Source organism: Tepidanaerobacter sp. EBM-49 (genome assembly GCF_001896645.1).
In the GTDB taxonomy this organism is placed as follows: domain Bacteria; phylum Bacillota; class Thermosediminibacteria; order Thermosediminibacterales; family Tepidanaerobacteraceae; genus Tepidanaerobacter; species Tepidanaerobacter syntrophicus.
The window spans coordinates 1-16754 of record NZ_MPPE01000057.1 but is presented as its reverse complement, the minus strand read 5'-3'; the positions used below and the strand labels follow the sequence as shown (position 1 = coordinate 16754).

Genomic DNA, 16754 nt, shown 5'->3' with positions numbered 1-16754 from the left:
GCATAACAACTTTATGATGTAAATGAAAAGCCTGTATCCTTTATATTGCAAAGGATACAGGCTTATTTTTTCTGTTCTGGGTGAAAAAGTTAAGATAAATTACATTTTTACAATTATGCAAAATTTCTAATGCACCTCTTGATAATAATTTTCTTTATTACTTTATCCTTTGTAGATTTCAGGCTTTAACACGCAAATATCTCGTAAATTCCTATATTTTCCGGCATAGTCCAAGCCATAGCCCACAACAAAATCATCCGGAATTTCAAAACCTAAATAATCTATTTTCAAATCAACTTTCCTGCGATTTGGCTTGTCAAGCAGTGTACAGATTTTAAGGCTGGCAGGTTTACGGGACTTTAAGATTTTATGCATATAGCTTAGAGTCAGCCCTGAATCAACTATATCCTCGACTATTAAGACATCCTTTCCCTCCACGGATTCATCAAGATCTTTAAGTATCCTAACGACTCCGGAAGATTCAGTGGATGTTCCATAGCTCGACACCGCCATAAAATCAATTTTTAAAGGCAGCTCTATAGAGCGAATAAGGTCTGACATGAAAACTACAGCGCCCTTTAGCACCCCTATTACGATAAAATTATCGCTATCCTTATAATCGTTGGTTATTTTTTCTCCCAGTTCCTTTACTTTTTCTAAAAGCTGCTCCTCTGTTATTAAAACTTGCTTTACATCATTGAGCAAGGCTATCCTCCTATTCGCTGCTTATTTTAAGATTTACAAATCAATTAGCATTTATTTTACCACAATGCCTATTACCTATCAAGTATATCAAAATTTCCTTCATTTATTATTCTTAAACGCAAAACTTTTTTTGTTCTGTCATCCAGTTTAAATCTATCATCAATTCTCATTCCTGCAACCCAAATGATATTACCGCAAGATTCTACTATTGGGATTTTATTTCTCTTTCTTCGAGGAATTTTTTCATCAATAAAAAACTCCTTTATTTTTTTAAAACCATCAGCACCTAAAGGTTTAAATTTGTCGCCGGCTCTTCTGTTTCTTGCAATCAGATTGCAGTTTCCCACTTTATCAAAATCAAGGTATGCGGTGTTTGGGTCAATAGGCATATTAAAATTAGGATCGGGCGGTATAATATCGGCTTCTATCGTAACTCCGCTTTCGGCTATAGCAACCTTGCCCGGAACGGAAAGCTCATAAATATAATCAGGAACATCCGTATCTTTGCCGTCAGCATACAGCACAAATCGGCCATATTCTTTAATGCCTATAATGCCTTTGGGCAAGTCTATTATTTTGCCTGTTTCGGATTCTTCTATAAATTTAACCAGAAGCGCTGTGTGTTTTTCTTCAAAATCCTTTGTGTCTCCGGCAATTTTTTCTATTGCAAATCTTGCTACGTAGTATTTTATAGCTTCATGCAAATTTAAAAACTTCCCTATGTTTATTATAACGCAAAAGGGTTCAAAGTCTAGTACGTCTCTTGAAGCTTTTTGAGCCTCTTCCTTTATAAACGAAAGGTCTCGACGCGCTATTTCGGAAAGGCGGCGAAGGGATTTCCCCAGATGAGGACAGTATTTTTGTTCAATCAGAGGCATTAATTCAAGGCGAATACTGTTTCTAAAATAATCAGTCGTAAGATTTGTTGAATCTATTCTAAAAGGGATATTATTCTGATTTAGGTATTCTTCGATTTCTTCTCTCGGGATTTCAATAAGGGGTCTTATATAGAAATCTCGAACAGGTTCGATACCCAGTAGGCCTTCTAAGCCACTGCCTCTTAAAATATTCATAAGTATAGTCTCTTCATGATCGTCTCTGTTATGGCCGGTAGCTATTTTATCTGCTTTTATTTCACTTCTTACACGTTTAAAAAAATCGTATCTGACACGTCTTGCCGCATCTTCCATAGAAAGTCCCTTGGCTGAGGCATAAGAAGGAACGTCAAGCCTTTCGGTAAAAAGCTCAATATTCCAGGATTTACATAATTTTTCTACAAACTCTGCATCTTGTCCTGATTCATCGCCTCGTATCATATGATCCAAATGGGCTGCATATACATAAATATTAAGTTCTCCTTGGAGTGTGACTAAAAGATGTAAAAGACAGACAGAATCAGGCCCTCCAGATACTCCGGCAATAATCTTGTCTCCTTTTTGAATCATATTGTATTTTTTAAGCGTTGAAAGAAAAATTTCATTTACATTCATTTTAAGTCTTCCTTAAGATTTTAACATTATTAAATAAAAAAAGCCGCATTTTGCGACTTGTTATTTTGCAGCTTGGTGACCCCGAGGGGATTCGAACCCCTGATACCGCCGTGAAAGGGCGATGTCTTAACCACTTGACCACGGGGCCTTTTTGGTAGCGGCGCAGGGATTTGAACCCCGGACACTGCGGGTATGAACCGCATGCTCTAGCCACCTGAGCTACGCCGCCATGTAAGATATTTGCATATTTTGGTTGCGGGGGCCGGATTTGAACCGACGACCTCCGGGTTATGAGCCCGACGAGCTACCGGACTGCTCCACCCCGCGTCATTTATATAATATCGTAAATGCCAAGCTATTTTATTTTACAACAAAAAGTCGAATCCGTCAAGCCAAATCGTTTTGTTGAAATAGACAGAAATCTCTGCTATAATGAATTATAAAGTCTGATATTGCTTATCTTTATGAATAATTGTTTCATGGAGCAAGGTGGTATTTTATGGCTTAGAATTTTAAGGAAGTGGTATTAATGAATATCGTTATTTTGAGCACTTATCCCCCTAGAGAATGCGGGATAGCTTCTTTCTCTAAGGACCTTAGGGACAATCTTGTATCTATCGATGAAAATGTCAGCATCATCGCCATAACAGACGCAAAAAATTCCTACGATTATCCCAAAGAGGTTATTTTTGAGGTAAGTCAAGATGAAAAAGAAAGCTTTCGGGAGGCAGCAGATTTTGTAAATCAATCTTCGGCAGATGTTGTCATAATCCAGCATGAATACGGTATATTCGGAGGCGATGACGGCAGCTATGTCCTTGAATTTGCAAATCATCTTAAAAAACCATTTGTAGTTACTACTCACACAGTGCTTTTGGAGCCAACTTTTGGTCAAAAAAATGTGCTTTCTCGGTTAGGAGCTGCAGCAAACGGAATTGTGTGTATGACAAAAAGATCCGCAAAGCTTTTGAGTAAAGTTTACAGCGTCCCTGAACATAAAATACGCGTAATCCCTCATGGCGTTCCATTTTTTGAACCTAAAGGCAGGGATGAATTAAAGCAAAAATACGGATATACCGGAAGAACAATAGTTTCAACTTTTGGCCTTATAGGTCCGGGTAAAGGCATTGAAAATTGCATAAAAGCAATTTCTGAACTTGTACCGCATCATCCGGATATTCTTTACTTAGTTCTCGGCAAAACACATCCGAATATTATAAAAAAATATGGGGAATCTTATAGGGCTTCGCTTGTAAGCTTAGTAGAAGAATTAGGATTAACCGACAATGTAAAATTTATAAATGAATTCCTCTCACTAGATAAGTTGGGAGATTATCTTTACATGACTGATGTGTATGTAACGCCATATCCCAACAAAAATCAGGCTGTAAGCGGCACGCTAACTTATGCGGTAGGATGCGGAAGGGCAATAGTATCTACGCCTTATGAATATGCTCTTGAAATATTGGGCAATGGAAGAGGGCTTATTGCTCAAAATAGTGATGACCCTAAAGAACTTGCTTTTTTAATAGAAAAAATTATTAATGATCCCGCCTTGAAACAATCCTTGGAAAATAAGGCGCAAGAATTGGGTCAAAAAATGAGTTGGAATAATGTCGCAAAGTTATATAGGAGCTTTTTAGAAGAACTCATCGCTTTTGCTGATTCCAAGATAAAAGAGGTGGTGTCTGATGAAAGAAGTCTCCTATAAACATTTGGAGAAAATGACGGATAATACCGGAATAATACAATTTGCAAAATATGATAATCCTATAAAGGAAAGCGGATACACCGTCGACGACAATGCACGGGCTTTGATTGTGGCTTTAAACGCTGATAAAGGCATGAAAGACCTGGCTAAGATTTACATTGAATTTATAAAAAGTGCTCAAAGGCCTGACGGCACTTTTGCAAATCTAAAGCTGGATGAAAATTTCGTTCCTGACATTGATTCTGAAGACAGTATTGGAAGGGCTTTTATGGCTTGTTGTTACGCATTCTGTAATAAAAACTCTTCTTCGGAAATTAAAGAAACCGCGCAAGGTATCATCAAAAAGACCTTACCTGTCATAGAAAACTTTAAAAGTCTGAGAGCCATAGCATATTCTCTTATAGGGCTTGCCTCGCTTTTAGGAAATGGTTTTGAAGATGTGCAAAGCACAGACGGAATTTACAAAATAGCCGGTGATATGGCAGAGCGATTAAACAATGCCTATACAGCAAACCACAGTGATAACTGGCAGTGGTTTGAAGAATACTTAACTTACTGCAATGCCGTTTTGCCTCATTCTTTGTTTCTTTATTATGCTGTTTCCGGAGATAAAAAATCCCTTAGGATCGCAGAAGAATCTTTGAATTTTTTAACAGATGCCCTTTTTAAAAACGGTTATTTGTCAATTGTAGGAAATCAGGGATGGTGGCAAAAAGACGGCAGTATACCTACCTTTGATCAGCAGCCTGTTGATGCTGCATCTATCACCCTTGCATGTATTTGTGCTTATTTTGTAATAGGTAAGAAAGAGCACTTGGATATGGCAAAACTTTCTTACAGATGGTACTGGGGAAAAAATATAAACAGCTTGCAGGTATACAATGAAACTTCAGGCGGCTGCCATGATGCATTAACTTCCCGTGGTATAAATATGAATCAAGGAGCAGAAGCGCTAGTGAGTTTTCTGCTGACTCATCAAATATTGGAAAATATTTTAAACAACGATGCACAAGATATAGCAGAAATACCTGCTGTATAAAAAGAGAGGGTAGAATCCCTCTCTTTGTTTCTTATCTTTTTTCGGTTTTTTGTCTTATTTCATAGGGTATTAAATCCCCAATTTTCCCGAACGCAGCGCAAAGATACGTATCCGCTGCCCCATAATACACTAAAATTTCATCATCTGCTTCCAGTATCTCTCTGTCGCTTACAGGAACTGCACCGCAGGTAAAAACTACATTCGGAACCCACGATGTTGATTTGTCCCCCACTTCATAATGCATCTGTGGAGAAAGAATAGGGTTTGGAGACCTGTACAGAAGTCTTGACGGATTATCAAGTTCAACTAATGCTGCACCCAGCCTGTAGACCAAATTGTCATCGACTCCATGATATATCAGAAGCCACCCGTATTTTGTCTTTATAGGTTGGGCACCTGCACCGATTTTCATGGAATCCCACATCATTCCTGTCCGAGGTCCCATAATTATCTTATGCCCGTCTTTCGGCCAGGGAAATTTAAGCTCTTCAGAATATGAAACCCATATGCTAGGCTCAATTCTATGATAGAGTATATACTGATCGTTGATTTTTTCGGGAAAGATAACTGCATCTTTATTCCATATATTTGGAAAAGCAAGGCCTAATCTTTCCCATTTACTAAAATCTCTTTTTAAAAAGTCTGTGATGCCAATACAAGCGGCGGCTATTTGAGCTACTACTCCATCATAAGCGGTATAAAACATATAAATTTTGTCTCCCATTATAACTGTCCTGGGATCTTCGCAACCTTTTTTCTCTTGCGGAGTTTGCGGGAAAAAAATAGGTTCCGGAAGTCTTTCTAAGATATTGCAGCCATCAGATACAGCCATTCCAATCCTAGAAATATTATCATCGCCAAAAGCTCTGTAAAGTATGAATACCTTGTTTTCTATTTTGAGAGCTGCAGCATTGAGCACATATTTAGACTCCCACGGATGATCATGGATAGGCCGCAATATGGGATTGCCTTCATATCGCACAAGGCTTCCTGCGGGAGGCCAATTTTCTATATCTTGAACTACAACAGCATCATTAAAGGGTTTTATTTTTAAAAGGATATTTGCAATATCGTAACTTTCTTTTCCTTCTCCCATAAGTTGAAACACTACCTCCATGATTTCTTCTTCACTGTATCCCATGTATTTACATAGTTCTACCAAAAGTTCATTATTGAACCAGTTTCGTTCTACATGAATTGAAAGAGGTGCTGGTACTCCTTTGCCGCCTTTAAAGCTATAGCTCGCCCAGCTCCATGCTGAGCAAGGTATAAAAGTTCCGTCTTCTAGGGTAAATGAGAGATTGTATCCTTCTGCCATTAAGTAGATTGCTTCAGCTTCAGTTTTCATTCCCATATCTTCGAGTTTTTTCCCTAAAATTTTTAATCGTGCTACAAATTCTTTTTGATGCCAGTTTTCAAATATATTGTGAGCCGAGAAAATATCTTTGCCGTGGTGTCCTATAATAGAATTAATTACTTTGATACCAAAATTTCTTCGTTCTCTTGCATATAGCCTCCAGATATAAGCATAGTGTTCCGCTTCTATAGCATTTTTAATTATATGGGTAAAATAAAGAAGTTTTGGATATCTGCCCCCCATTCCTTTTGCAAGCGTTGATATTATAATAACGCCTGTAATTTTATTTAGTGCACTTATATTGCTCATGCTCGCTATATTGGGGAATTTATTTTTACCAACTACAATCCTCTCTATTTCCACTTCTTCCATATTATCCGGCCTGAGATTATCCTCCAGCCATAAATTTATCCTGTCTACATAGGCTCTCTCCTCGCTTATAAACGCCAAAGCCATGGCTTTTCGGGGTGTCACAGCATCTAAAAGTTCCCCTATGCTCGTATAACCCATTGCTACCAAAAGATTTGAAGGAATAAACTCACATAACAGCTTCTTTAATATTTCTTCTTTTACCGCCATAACTTTGCCGCAAGGCATCATCTCAAACATTTTATCAACTGATTCTTTTGTTCCCTTCAACGTGTGAAGATCGCCTGCAAACAGTAAATTTGCGGTTTTTTCAAGTTGTGCTACAAGTTCACTTATCCCTGCAACTATTTCTTTAGAATCAGCATCTCTTGGAATGTGCAGTTTATTGTATATAAAATCGTAAAAAGCAGCAGTGTATTTTTTCTTAATTTCATTAAATATTCCATTCGTCCACACTACTTGTCCGTTTAAACTTGTCAGCTGCTTCGGAAGCACAATTGGCACACCAGGGATAAATTCTAAATAATCTAATGGCACAATTGGAGGCGCTTTTTCCTCTGATTTACTAACCCAGTTTTTTGTAAAAGAAATTTTTAATTTTAAAAATGCCTTTGTTTGAGACGTCTCAAAATCTATTAATTTTTTGTAGGCAAGATTTTCTATATCCTCAGGGTTCGCATTGTCAAAACGTCTCTTGAAATTATTTATCTGTTTTATGTATCCTGCTACAGCACCTTCATATGCCACCATAAATGCAGATAAAATATCTTCTTTTGATATTTCTTCAGAAAAACAATATGCTTCTAAAAAACGATAAGTGAACGTCGCCCACAGTTCCTCATCCAATATAAAACTTTCATAGGAAAGATTATAAACTTCCTCTGCCGAAGATGCAAGTTCTTTTGGCAGCAGTTTTTTATAAATTAACCCATATTTTTCATAATCAGACTTAAATATGCTTACAAAATCTGTAAATTTATAGTATGCTTTTTTCGGCACATCTTCGTTTGCTGTAAATCGCAACAACTTATCAGGAAATTTTAAGATATCATTATGGTTTAACCAATAATCCTGATCAGCAATGATACATTCCCAAAAAGATCTGGTAATCTCTTTAAACAGAAAAAGTATTTTTTGCATTGATGAAGGAGATAGTGTAGCTCCTAAATTTACCTCGCAAATTTTTTTATCCCATACCACTGCGCGAGTTACAAGCCAAGGATCTATTCCATATCCGCCTATGTAGCTGAGCCAATGGGATGCTTCCATACAGTAATCCTCTACAAGGTCATGAGCTATCCCGTATAAACCTGCTAAAGGATCATATAGATTATATCCGTATATTGTTTCAAGTAATGGTCTTACCAGCAAAGTGCCTGTGGTATTTTCGAAATAGTGTCTTTTAAATTTTGCAAAAACCGTATCATAGCCTTGGGTAATAGGATATATAAGTTGTTCTATCCAAGAGTGGGAAAATCCCTCTCCATTTTCACTTACCATATCTGCCTTTAGAATTATGGCATCGGCTTCAAGCTGTTTTGCTATCTCTAAAATGGTCATTATGCTAAAGCCTCTGCCGTTTATACCCGGATCTAATATAAAGGATATATTTGGCGTTTTTAATTTTGTGCTTCTTATAATTTCTAAGGCATCGCTTCCTGCAGGATCCCCGATGCAAACTATTAGTTTTTTTAGGTTTGGAAACGCTTCAAGTCCCTCATCTACTGTTTTTAAGATAGATTCAATTGTATCTTTTTCATTATAAAATGGAATCCCTACAACTAAATCTGCATAACTCATATCTTGCATAGCATTTAGAATTTCGTCTACCTTTTTACGGAATTCATCTCCTTTTTCAACTACATTTTCATTTACGCTCAAATTGGAAACCTCATTTCTTTTTAGTTATTAATAATATTATTTTAAGAATATCATAAAGTATAAAAAAGATGTATACTTAATATATTGCAAAATTACGAATTAAATAGGGGGTAAAAATTTTGGGCATAGATTGGCTTTTGGAGGCCGATAAAATAAGTAAGGATATTGTAGCTATCAGAAGATATCTTCACATGAATCCGGAATTAGGATTTGAGGAGCATCTTACCAGCGAATTTGTAGAAAAAAAACTTCATGATATAGGTATTAAAACAAAAAGGGTAGCAGGCACCGGCATCATTGGCATTTTAACAGGAAAAGATTTAGGAAAACGGTTGGGCTAAGAGCAGACATGGATGCCTTACCTTTAAATGATGGAAAGAACGTGGAGTATGCTTCAAAAGTAAAAGGAAAAATGCACGCCTGCGGTCATGACGCTCATACTGCCGGACTTTTGGGAGCGGCTATGCTTCTGGCAAAGCACCGGGAAAGCTTTATCGGACAGGTGAAATTCCTTTTTCAGCCTGCAGAAGAAACCACCGGCGGCGCACTGCCTATGATAAAAGAAGGAGCCATGGAAAATCCTAAAGTCAATGCAGTTTTTGGATTACACTGTAACGTGGGGCTTGATACAGGAAAAATTGGTGTGATTTACGGAAAGGCTTACGCCTCATCAGATATGTTTGATATAAAGATAAAGGGTAAAAGCTGCCATGGCGCAAGCCCCCAATTCGGAATCGATGCTATAGCAGTAGGAGCTCAGGTAATTAACTGCCTGCAGAGTATTGTAAGTCGCAGTATAGATCCACTGGATTCTGCTGTTATAACAGTCGGAAAATTTAATGGCGGTTATCAAAGAAATATTATAGCAGATACTGCAAATCTTTCAGGAATAATAAGGACATTAGAGCCTGAGACTCGCAAAAAAATCAGGAATAATTTTGCTAAAATGGTAAATAAGATCTGTGAGGCTTACGGAGCCCAGGCTGATATTAATATAGTAGAAAGCTATCCCGCCCTTGTAAATGATGACAAAATGGTGGATCTGGTCAGGGCCGCAGCCTCTAAGCTCATTGGAGAGCAAAATGTAGTTGTGGTTTCTAAACCGGGCATGGGGGTGGAAGACTTTGCGTATTTTCTAAAAGAAGCACCTGGGGCCTTTTTTCAGCTGGGAGTAAGAAACGAAGCAAAAGGAATAGTGCATCCTGCCCACAGCAACCTGTTCGATATTGATGAAGATGCGCTGCCTCTTGCTTCAGCAGTTTTGGCAAATATAGCTTTTGAATATTTAATGGGAAATCTAAACAGAAGTTAGCTCTGCTATATGTAATATTTGAAAAGTGCTTGTGTGCCGCTGTCCTCTTCTCCTTTTTCCGCTAATTCTTCATATAGAGAAAGCGCAAGTTTTAAGCCGGGGGTTTTAAGTCCCATTTCTTCTGCAGATTCTAAGGCAATTTTCATATCTTTGATAAAATGCTTTATGTAAAAACCAGGTCGAAAATCTCCATCCAGCATTCTGGGTGCTAAATTGCTCAAAGACCAGCTGCCTGCAGCTCCTGATTCTATACTTTTTAAAACCAGTTTCGGATCAAGGCCTGCCTTTTTTGCATAAGCCATAGCTTCACAAACTCCTATCATATTAGAGGCAATCGCGATTTGATTACTCATTTTGGTATGCTGGCCTGCCCCGGCTTTTCCCTGCAGCACTATATTTTTACCCATTGCTTCAAAAATAGGCTTAACTTCTTCAAATGCCTCTCTATCTCCTCCAACCATGATAGAAAGGGTTGCCTCTCTTGCTCCCACATCCCCACCTGAAACCGGTGCATCTAAGGCATATAAACCCCGTGCTTTAGCCTCTTCATAAATTTCCATGGCAAGTTTCGGACTCGAAGTCGTCATATCTATCAAATAAGAGCCTTTTTTCGCATTTTCTATTACTCGACCTTCTCCAAGATATAATTCTCTTACATCTTTGGGATATCCTACCATTGTTATTACGGCATCAGCTTCTTTTGCAATTTCTGCAGGACTGTCTTTCCATGCTGCGCCAAGTTCAATTAATTCTTGAGCTTTTGATTTTGTCCGGTTATATACTAAAAGCTCATACCCTGCTTTAATTAAATTTTTTGCCATGCTTTTCCCCATTACGCCTGTTCCTATAAAACCTATTATTGTATTTTCTTTGCTTATCGGCATAATTACAGCCTCCTTATAATTATTTTTTTGACTTATATTTTTCTGCAGGCATTACTTCATAAAGAACTGTGCCACCGGGTGTATAAGGCGGGCCCGGATCCACACACTGCCACAGGCGGCCGTCAATCCCAAGTTTTTCAAAGTCAGTTCCCAGACGGCACGCAAAAACTACAGGCATGATATTTGTGAGGGCATAAGCACAAATATTATCGGATTTTTCTTTAACAATATTTGCTCCGGAAAAATAAAGTACATCGCCAACTTTTATTCCTGCTGCACAATTTCCTCGAACTTCCCGTACAACAGCAATCACGTCGCGAGAAATTTTAGCAACGCTTTCCACCGCCTTCACTCTCCTTTACCAGCAAGTTTTCTTGAGCTATTAGATTTCAAATATATAATATCATTGCTTTGGCTATAATATATTCAATTCTATAACTATGTTTAAAATTCCTTCATTGTATTTTATGAAAAAAATTTTTGAAACCCTATTGACAAACTCTAAGAAATATGTTATATAAAAAATAGAATTAGCACTCGGGAGTTGAGAGTGCTAACAAAAAAATTATAAGTAAAGGAGCTGATGTATATGGCAGGATTAGTTCCTTTCAACAGAAGAACACCTGATATTTTAAGTGATCCTTTTGATGATATAACCAATGTGTTAGATGACTTCTTTGCTGATGTGTGGCCCTTCAGAAGGAGTCTTGTAGCTGATACTTTCAAAATTGACGTTTTAGAAGACGATAAAAACTACTATATTAAAGCAGAACTTCCCGGTGTAAAGAAAGAGGAAGTCAATGTAACAGTAGATGAAGGCAGAATCCAGATTTCAGTAAATAAAGAAGAAAACGTAGAAGAGGAAGGCAAGAACTATATCCACAGAGAGAGACGCCAAACCTCGATGCAGCGCAACATCTTCTTGGCAGATGCTAAAGATGAAGGCGTAGTTGCAAAACTGGAAAACGGTATTTTAACTGTAACCGTTCCTAAGAAAGAGCAAACAGGAAAAGCAGTGCCAATTGAGATCGAAGGTTAATACTATAAAACCACCCGAAAAACGGGTGGTTTTTTTCTGCCCTCGATAGAGGCAGTTACCGGCCAGCGCCTTAGACGCTGGCCTTCTTTATTTATATGTTATTGCTTTTAGTCATGTACCGCCAGCTAACTGGTGGAAGTGAAAGCACCGGCTTACGTAAATAGCCTTATTTTATTTCTACCGTTGCTCCAACTTCGGCGAGCTTTTCTTTAATCTGCTCGGCTTCTTCTTTGCTAACCTTTTCCTTTACAGGCTTTGGTGCATTGTCTACTAAGTCTTTTGCTTCTTTTAAGCCTAATCCTGTGATTTCTCTTACAACCTTTATAACTTTAATCTTCTGATCCCCTGCTGCAGATAAGATTACATCAAATTCAGTCTGCTCTGCCTCAGCGGCTTCTGCGGCTCCGCCTGCGGCAGGAGCTGCTGCAGCTGCCACAGGAGCTACTGCTGTCACTCCAAATCTTTCCTGTAAATCCTTTACAAGTTCTGATAACTCTAGTACTGTCATATTTTCAATAGCAGAAATAATTTCTTCTTTTGTCATTAATTTTTCCTCCTCAATTTTACTTAAAATTAGTTTTTATATTTTGATGTGAACCTTTAAGAAGCTTTCTTTTCCTCAATAGCTTGCAATGTATAAACCAAATTGCGAAGCGTTCCCTGTAATACTCCCACAATACCATATAGCGGCGACTGAATTGCGCCGACTGCATTTGCAAGAAGTTGTTCTTTCGGGGGTAGTTTAGCAAGTTCATCAATCATTTCCTTGCTGGCAACTTTGCCTTCCACTACACCGGCTTTAATTTCTAATTCCTTGTGGGTTTTTGCAAACTCTGTTAGCAGCTTTGCAGGCGCTACCGGATCTTCATAACTGAAAGCTACGGCAGTAGGGCCTTCAAGAAAATCATCCAAGCTATAGTCAAAATCTTCAAGAGCGATATGCATTAGCGTATTTTTTGCAACTTTATATTCTATGCCCTGCTCCCGAAGCTTACGGCGAAGTTCGGTTATGGCCGCTACATTTAAGCCACGATAATCCGTAAGAATAACAGCTTTTGAACGACTAAATTTATCCTTTAATTCTTCTACAGCTTTTATCTTCGATTCTTTTACTGGCACTGTTTCACCTCCCAACATTTTTACTGCTTTTAACAAATTAAATAAAGCCTTTCTGCAGAAACAGAAAGGCTTTAGCATTTAAACAAATTCATGATTTTGTATGGAACAAAACCATTTTGCTTTAATTGCCTCGGTAGGAAATTAAGCTTTTATAAGCACCTACTGTCTGCAGCATTTATTATTTTTATATTCAATTTAGATTTAAGCCGCTACTTTTTGAGGATTTATTTTTATCCCGGGTCCCATGGTGCTGGATACAACTATACTTTTGATGTACTGGCCTTTAGCTGAAGCCGGTTTTGCTTTAATTATAGCATCCATTAGAGCATTAAAGTTGTCTATCAGTTTATCAACCCCAAAAGATTTTTTGCCGATCGGGGCATGTACAATCCCGGTTTTGTCAACTCTAAATTCTATTTTTCCGGCTTTAACCTCTTTTACGGCTTTTCCTACATCAAAAGTTACTGTACCTGCTTTCGGGTTGGGCATAAGGCCTCTGGGGCCTAAAATCCTTCCTAACTTCCCTACGCTTCCCATCATATCAGGTGTTGCAATCGCAACATCGAAATCAAGAAATCCGTTTTCAACTTTTGCAACCAAATCTTCTGCGCCTACATAATCGGCTCCTGCCTCTTCGGCTTCCTTGATTTTGTCTCCCTTGGCAAATACTAAAACTCTAACGCTTTTGCCGGTTCCATGTGGAAGTGTGACCGTACCTCTCACCTGCTGATCGGCATGTCTCGGGTCAACGCCAAGACGGATAGCGACTTCTATAGTTTCATCAAAATTTGCTACTGCTGTCTTTTCTAATAACTCAAATGCTTCTCTTACATCATACACTTTTGTTCTATCTACTAGTTTTAATGCTTCTAGATATTTTTTGCCATGTTTAGCCATTTAGCGTACCTCCTTGTGGTAATATCGGAAAAATCCTCCCACTAGAAAATTTATTCGACTGTAATGCCCATACTGCGGGCAGTTCCCTCTACCATCCTCATTGCAGCTTCGATGCTGTTAGCGTTAAGATCGACCATTTTTAACTGGGCTATTTCTTGAACATCTTTCTTGCTGACTTTTCCTACTTTGACTCGATTGGGCTCTCCAGAGCCTTTTTCCACTCCTGCAGCCTTTTTAAGCAACACAGAGGCCGGGGGAGTCTTTAAAACAAAAGTAAATGATCTGTCCTGATATACTGAAAGTTCCACAGGTATAATCAAACCGGCTTGGTTTGCTGTTTTTTCGTTAAACTCTTTACAGAAATTCATTATATTTATACCGGTAGGACCAAGTGCCGGGCCTACTGGTGGGGCTGGCGTTGCTTTACCTGCAGGAATCTGAAGTTTAACTACGGATACTACTTTTTTTGCCATTGGCACACCTCCTCTAACACAACTGTTATAGTTTTTCTATTTGATCAAAACCTAATTCTATAGGTGTTTCTCTGCCAAACATAGATATGAGCACTTTTACTTTTTGCTTTTCGGGATTTATCTCTATAACGTTTCCAACAAAGTTCTCAAATGGCCCAGACGAGACCTTAACGCTCTGATTTATGGCAATATCAATTTTATGCTTCGGCTCTTCAATACCCATTTGCTTTAGAATCTGTTTAACTTCAGACTCGTTAAGGGGAATAGGTTTGCTTCCTGCTCCTACAAATCCCGTAACTCCCGGTGTGTTGCGGACGACATACCAGGAATCATCTGTTACAATCATTTCGACCAGGACATATCCTGGAAAAATTTTGCGCTGTGTAGTTTTTCGCTTTCCGTTTTTAATTTCTATTTCGTCCTCCATAGGAACAAGAATCCGAAAAATCTTATCCTGCATACCCATGGATTCAACACGCTTTTCCAGGTTAGTTTTTACTTTATTTTCGTAACCTGAATAAGTATGAATAACGTACCAATTTTTTGACATGCTGCCGGGCTGTGCCCAACCTCCTTCAATTATCGGAGAATAAGTGATAATAATCTATAAAATATATTGTCTGATATCCACAAAAAACCGCTTACGATAACAACAGATATCATAACCACAAGAGTATATGTGGTAAGTTCATTTTTGGTGGGCCATGTTACTTTTTTAAGTTCGGACCTTACTTCTCTAAAAAACTTTCCGGTCCGCTTTATAATTCCCTCCTTAGCCGCTGCCATAAGACAATCCTCCTAGTCAATCATTTAGTTTCCCTGTGCAGTGTATGTTTTCCGCAGCGTCTGCAGTATTTAGTCATTTCCAATCTATCGGGATCATTCTTTTTATTTTTTTGAGTAAAATAATTTCTTTCCTTGCATTCTGTACATGCTAAAACTATGTTGGTCCTCAATGAGTGCGCACCTCCTACTCATGTTCGTATATATAGTTTATTCCCAGTCTTTATCTAGTGTGTAAGGATTTTTCGCTTTTTAGTCACTTAAATAAATTTATCATAATTGGCGTATGTTGTCAATAAATTAGATTTTATTTAAAAGATGGATCAAAGATGAGCATATAAATCATTATCATATGATAATCATTGTCGCACTTGACTTTCAGGGTTTTTGATGTTATATTTTCATTATAATGAGAACAGGCTTTTGCCGGGCGCACGGACGCAGCAATTAGAATTTTTGCAGGACTCATTCCTGCAAGTTTTTTTTACGCCAAATTTTTCCTTTAGCAGGGGAAGGATATTTTTAAAATTAACCAAATTTTGCACTATAAATGAAGATTTTGTACGTTCTTATTTCAACATTTACAGGAGGAATACCGCCAGTGAATAAAAAAGTTAAAAACATCAATAATTATTTAATTGCATTATTTTTAAAGGAAAATGATTTTCCCGAAAGAGTAACCGATCCGCAGTTAAGGAGAAAGTATGCATACCTTGAGGCATGGGTAAGTATAGTAGGAAATCTGGTTCTGGCTGCAATTAAGATTTTCTTTGGGCTTACCTTAAATAGTATTTCATTAATGGCGGACGCCATTCATACAGCATCAGATGTATTGACTTCCATAGTGGTGCTCTTAGGTTTCAAATTTTCCAGTTCCCCGGCCGATGAAAAACATCCGTACGGTCATGGCAGAATAGAATCGCTTGCCACTTTATTGATTGCTGCGATGCTGATTGTGGTGGGGGTTCAGTTTGGCCAGACTTCATGGAGCCGTTTTATTGCGAACACTCCTGTAAAAGGAAGCTTTATGGTAGCAGGTGTAATGGTAGTCGGAGCTATATTTAAAGAATGGATGGCTCAATTTTCCGTTGACCTTGGGATGCGAACTAATGCTTCTGCTCTGATGGCAGATGCTATGCACCATAGGACTGACGGTATAGCTTCAATTCTTGTAGCTATTGCCATTATCGCTTCTAGATATGGCTATTATAGAGTAGATGCCATATTTGGTCTCGGAGTTTCTGCATTAATTATCTATACCGGCATAAACATAATAGCAGAATCCGCTTCCAGACTTATAGGAGAAGCTCCTGATGAGGAAATTTTAAAGGTTATCGAAAAATGTGCTCTTTCTATTCCAGGTGTCTGTAGTATTCACAAAGTCAACGTCCATGACTATGGGGATTATAAGGAAATCTCATTGCACATACAAGTAGAAAAAGATATGCCCCTCATCAAGGCTCATGAGATATCAGAGCAAGTGGAAAGAGCTATTGAAGCTGAGACAGATTCTAATGTTACTGTTCATATCGAGCCGTTAAGGAGTTAAAAACTAACTAAAAAGAAGGGGACCAAGCCCCTTCTTTATTCATATCATATTATTTAGTTCTCGATTACCTCTGTTACTACACCTGCTCCAACTGTTCTTCCACCTTCACGGATAGCAAATCTAAGTCCTGGTTCGATGGCTATAGG

19 protein-coding genes, 3 tRNA genes and 1 other annotated feature are annotated in these 16754 nt (G+C 38.2%); of the genes, 6 read left to right on the top strand and 16 right to left on the bottom strand.

Annotation, left to right across the window (positions count from 1 at the left end):
* Positions 1-162: 162 nt before the first annotated feature.
* The 5 genes from hpt to BUE08_RS10390 form a co-directional block, all read right to left on the bottom strand.
* Positions 163-705 (bottom strand): hypoxanthine phosphoribosyltransferase, encoded by a 543-nt coding sequence (gene hpt, locus BUE08_RS10410; RefSeq protein WP_174221085.1) that lies wholly within the window; start codon positions 703-705, stop codon positions 163-165.
* A gap of 71 nt (positions 706-776) precedes the next feature.
* Positions 777-2195, bottom strand: coding sequence for a tRNA lysidine(34) synthetase TilS (tilS, locus tag BUE08_RS10405; protein WP_286680901.1), 1419 nt, complete (start codon positions 2193-2195; stop codon positions 777-779).
* Between the two features lie 73 nt (positions 2196-2268).
* Positions 2269-2343: transfer RNA gene (locus BUE08_RS10400), tRNA-Glu, on the bottom strand.
* A gap of 4 nt (positions 2344-2347) precedes the next feature.
* Positions 2348-2424, bottom strand: a tRNA-Met gene (locus tag BUE08_RS10395).
* Between the two features lie 21 nt (positions 2425-2445).
* A tRNA-Met gene (locus BUE08_RS10390) sits at positions 2446-2522 on the bottom strand.
* A 202-nt stretch (positions 2523-2724) separates the two neighbouring features.
* On the opposite strand from BUE08_RS10390, the gene BUE08_RS10385 reads away from it, so the two are divergent.
* Both BUE08_RS10385 and BUE08_RS10380 read left to right on the top strand, forming a co-directional pair.
* Positions 2725-3906: a glycosyltransferase family 4 protein gene (locus BUE08_RS10385; protein WP_286680900.1), complete on the top strand. Its 1182-nt coding sequence runs from the start codon at positions 2725-2727 to the stop codon at positions 3904-3906.
* Positions 3887-4945 carry a hypothetical protein gene (locus tag BUE08_RS10380; protein ID WP_286680899.1) on the top strand — a complete coding sequence of 353 codons (1059 nt, stop codon included), beginning with the start codon at positions 3887-3889 and terminating at the stop codon, positions 4943-4945. Before BUE08_RS10385 ends, BUE08_RS10380 begins: the two co-directional genes overlap by 20 nt.
* Positions 4946-4976: 31 nt before the next feature.
* On the opposite strand, the gene BUE08_RS10375 is transcribed toward BUE08_RS10380, so the two are convergent.
* Positions 4977-8552 carry a glycoside hydrolase family 130 protein gene (locus BUE08_RS10375; RefSeq protein WP_286680898.1) on the bottom strand — a complete coding sequence of 1192 codons (3576 nt, stop codon included), beginning with the start codon at positions 8550-8552 and terminating at the stop codon, positions 4977-4979.
* Between the two features lie 119 nt (positions 8553-8671).
* Between BUE08_RS10375 and BUE08_RS10370 the strand changes: the two genes are divergently transcribed.
* Both BUE08_RS10370 and BUE08_RS10365 read left to right on the top strand, forming a co-directional pair.
* Positions 8672-8893, top strand: a complete 222-nt coding sequence (locus tag BUE08_RS10370; protein ID WP_286680897.1) for a hypothetical protein — start codon at positions 8672-8674, stop codon at positions 8891-8893.
* 8 nt (positions 8894-8901) lie between these two features.
* Positions 8902-9864, top strand: coding sequence for a M20 metallopeptidase family protein (locus BUE08_RS10365; protein ID WP_286680896.1), 963 nt, complete (start codon positions 8902-8904; stop codon positions 9862-9864).
* A 5-nt stretch (positions 9865-9869) separates the two neighbouring features.
* On the opposite strand, the gene BUE08_RS10360 is transcribed toward BUE08_RS10365, so the two are convergent.
* Together BUE08_RS10360 and BUE08_RS10355 are read right to left on the bottom strand one after the other, a co-directional pair.
* Positions 9870-10748, bottom strand: a complete 879-nt coding sequence (locus BUE08_RS10360; protein WP_213951654.1) for an NAD(P)-dependent oxidoreductase — start codon at positions 10746-10748, stop codon at positions 9870-9872.
* Positions 10749-10767: 19 nt separating this feature from the next.
* Complete coding sequence (locus BUE08_RS10355; protein ID WP_059032380.1) at positions 10768-11091, bottom strand: TIGR04076 family protein; 324 nt, start codon at positions 11089-11091, stop codon at positions 10768-10770.
* Between the two features lie 246 nt (positions 11092-11337).
* On the opposite strand from BUE08_RS10355, the gene BUE08_RS10350 reads away from it, so the two are divergent.
* Positions 11338-11787, top strand: a complete 450-nt coding sequence (locus BUE08_RS10350; protein ID WP_059032381.1) for an Hsp20/alpha crystallin family protein — start codon at positions 11338-11340, stop codon at positions 11785-11787.
* A 166-nt stretch (positions 11788-11953) separates the two neighbouring features.
* Here BUE08_RS10350 and rplL read toward each other — a convergent pair whose 3' ends face one another.
* The 7 genes from rplL to rpmG form a co-directional block, all read right to left on the bottom strand.
* The gene (gene rplL, locus BUE08_RS10345) at positions 11954-12331 is read right to left on the bottom strand and encodes a 50S ribosomal protein L7/L12 (protein WP_059032383.1); all 378 of its coding nucleotides are present in this window, start codon (positions 12329-12331) and stop codon (positions 11954-11956) included.
* Between the two features lie 56 nt (positions 12332-12387).
* The gene (gene rplJ / locus BUE08_RS10340) at positions 12388-12906 is read right to left on the bottom strand and encodes a 50S ribosomal protein L10 (protein WP_309297990.1); all 519 of its coding nucleotides are present in this window, start codon (positions 12904-12906) and stop codon (positions 12388-12390) included.
* A 31-nt stretch (positions 12907-12937) separates the two neighbouring features.
* Positions 12938-13096: a sequence feature (ribosomal protein L10 leader region), on the bottom strand.
* 11 nt (positions 13097-13107) lie between these two features.
* Positions 13108-13803 (bottom strand): 50S ribosomal protein L1, encoded by a 696-nt coding sequence (rplA, locus tag BUE08_RS10335; protein WP_059032385.1) that lies wholly within the window; start codon positions 13801-13803, stop codon positions 13108-13110.
* Positions 13804-13853: 50 nt separating this feature from the next.
* A complete protein-coding gene (rplK, locus tag BUE08_RS10330; RefSeq protein WP_059032388.1) occupies positions 13854-14276 on the bottom strand; it encodes a 50S ribosomal protein L11 in 423 nt (140 codons plus the stop codon).
* A gap of 25 nt (positions 14277-14301) precedes the next feature.
* Positions 14302-14826, bottom strand: a complete 525-nt coding sequence (gene nusG / locus BUE08_RS10325; RefSeq protein WP_059032390.1) for a transcription termination/antitermination protein NusG — start codon at positions 14824-14826, stop codon at positions 14302-14304.
* A gap of 29 nt (positions 14827-14855) precedes the next feature.
* Entirely contained in the window at positions 14856-15062 is a 207-nt protein-coding gene (gene secE, locus BUE08_RS10320; protein WP_083497661.1) for a preprotein translocase subunit SecE, read from the bottom strand.
* A 20-nt stretch (positions 15063-15082) separates the two neighbouring features.
* Positions 15083-15232 carry a 50S ribosomal protein L33 gene (gene rpmG, locus BUE08_RS10315; RefSeq protein WP_059032392.1) on the bottom strand — a complete coding sequence of 50 codons (150 nt, stop codon included), beginning with the start codon at positions 15230-15232 and terminating at the stop codon, positions 15083-15085.
* Positions 15233-15660: 428 nt separating this feature from the next.
* Between rpmG and BUE08_RS10310 the strand changes: the two genes are divergently transcribed.
* The gene (locus tag BUE08_RS10310) at positions 15661-16608 is read left to right on the top strand and encodes a cation diffusion facilitator family transporter (protein WP_286680895.1); all 948 of its coding nucleotides are present in this window, start codon (positions 15661-15663) and stop codon (positions 16606-16608) included.
* A 53-nt stretch (positions 16609-16661) separates the two neighbouring features.
* Here BUE08_RS10310 and BUE08_RS10305 read toward each other — a convergent pair.
* A partial coding sequence (locus BUE08_RS10305; protein WP_286680374.1) for an EF-Tu C-terminal domain-related protein occupies positions 16662-16754 on the bottom strand: 93 nt, incomplete at its 5' end.

Excerpts from the sequence above, each read along its gene's own strand:
- tilS (WP_286680901.1), bottom strand. The coding sequence starts at position 2,195 with ATGAATGTAAATGAAATTTTTCTTTCAACGCTTAAAAAATACAATATG.
- BUE08_RS10385 (WP_286680900.1), top strand. The coding sequence starts at position 2,725 with ATGAATATCGTTATTTTGAGCACTTATCCCCCTAGAGAATGCGGGATA.
- BUE08_RS10380 (WP_286680899.1), top strand. The coding sequence starts at position 3,887 with ATGAAAGAAGTCTCCTATAAACATTTGGAGAAAATGACGGATAATACC.
- BUE08_RS10365 (WP_286680896.1), top strand. The coding sequence starts at position 8,902 with ATGGATGCCTTACCTTTAAATGATGGAAAGAACGTGGAGTATGCTTCA.
- BUE08_RS10360 (WP_213951654.1), bottom strand. The coding sequence starts at position 10,748 with ATGCCGATAAGCAAAGAAAATACAATAATAGGTTTTATAGGAACAGGC.
- BUE08_RS10350 (WP_059032381.1), top strand. The coding sequence starts at position 11,338 with ATGGCAGGATTAGTTCCTTTCAACAGAAGAACACCTGATATTTTAAGT.
- rplL (WP_059032383.1), bottom strand. The coding sequence starts at position 12,331 with ATGACAAAAGAAGAAATTATTTCTGCTATTGAAAATATGACAGTACTA.
- rplA (WP_059032385.1), bottom strand. The coding sequence starts at position 13,803 with ATGGCTAAACATGGCAAAAAATATCTAGAAGCATTAAAACTAGTAGAT.
- rplK (WP_059032388.1), bottom strand. The coding sequence starts at position 14,276 with ATGGCAAAAAAAGTAGTATCCGTAGTTAAACTTCAGATTCCTGCAGGT.
- nusG (WP_059032390.1), bottom strand. The coding sequence starts at position 14,826 with ATGTCAAAAAATTGGTACGTTATTCATACTTATTCAGGTTACGAAAAT.
- secE (WP_083497661.1), bottom strand. The coding sequence starts at position 15,062 with ATGGCAGCGGCTAAGGAGGGAATTATAAAGCGGACCGGAAAGTTTTTT.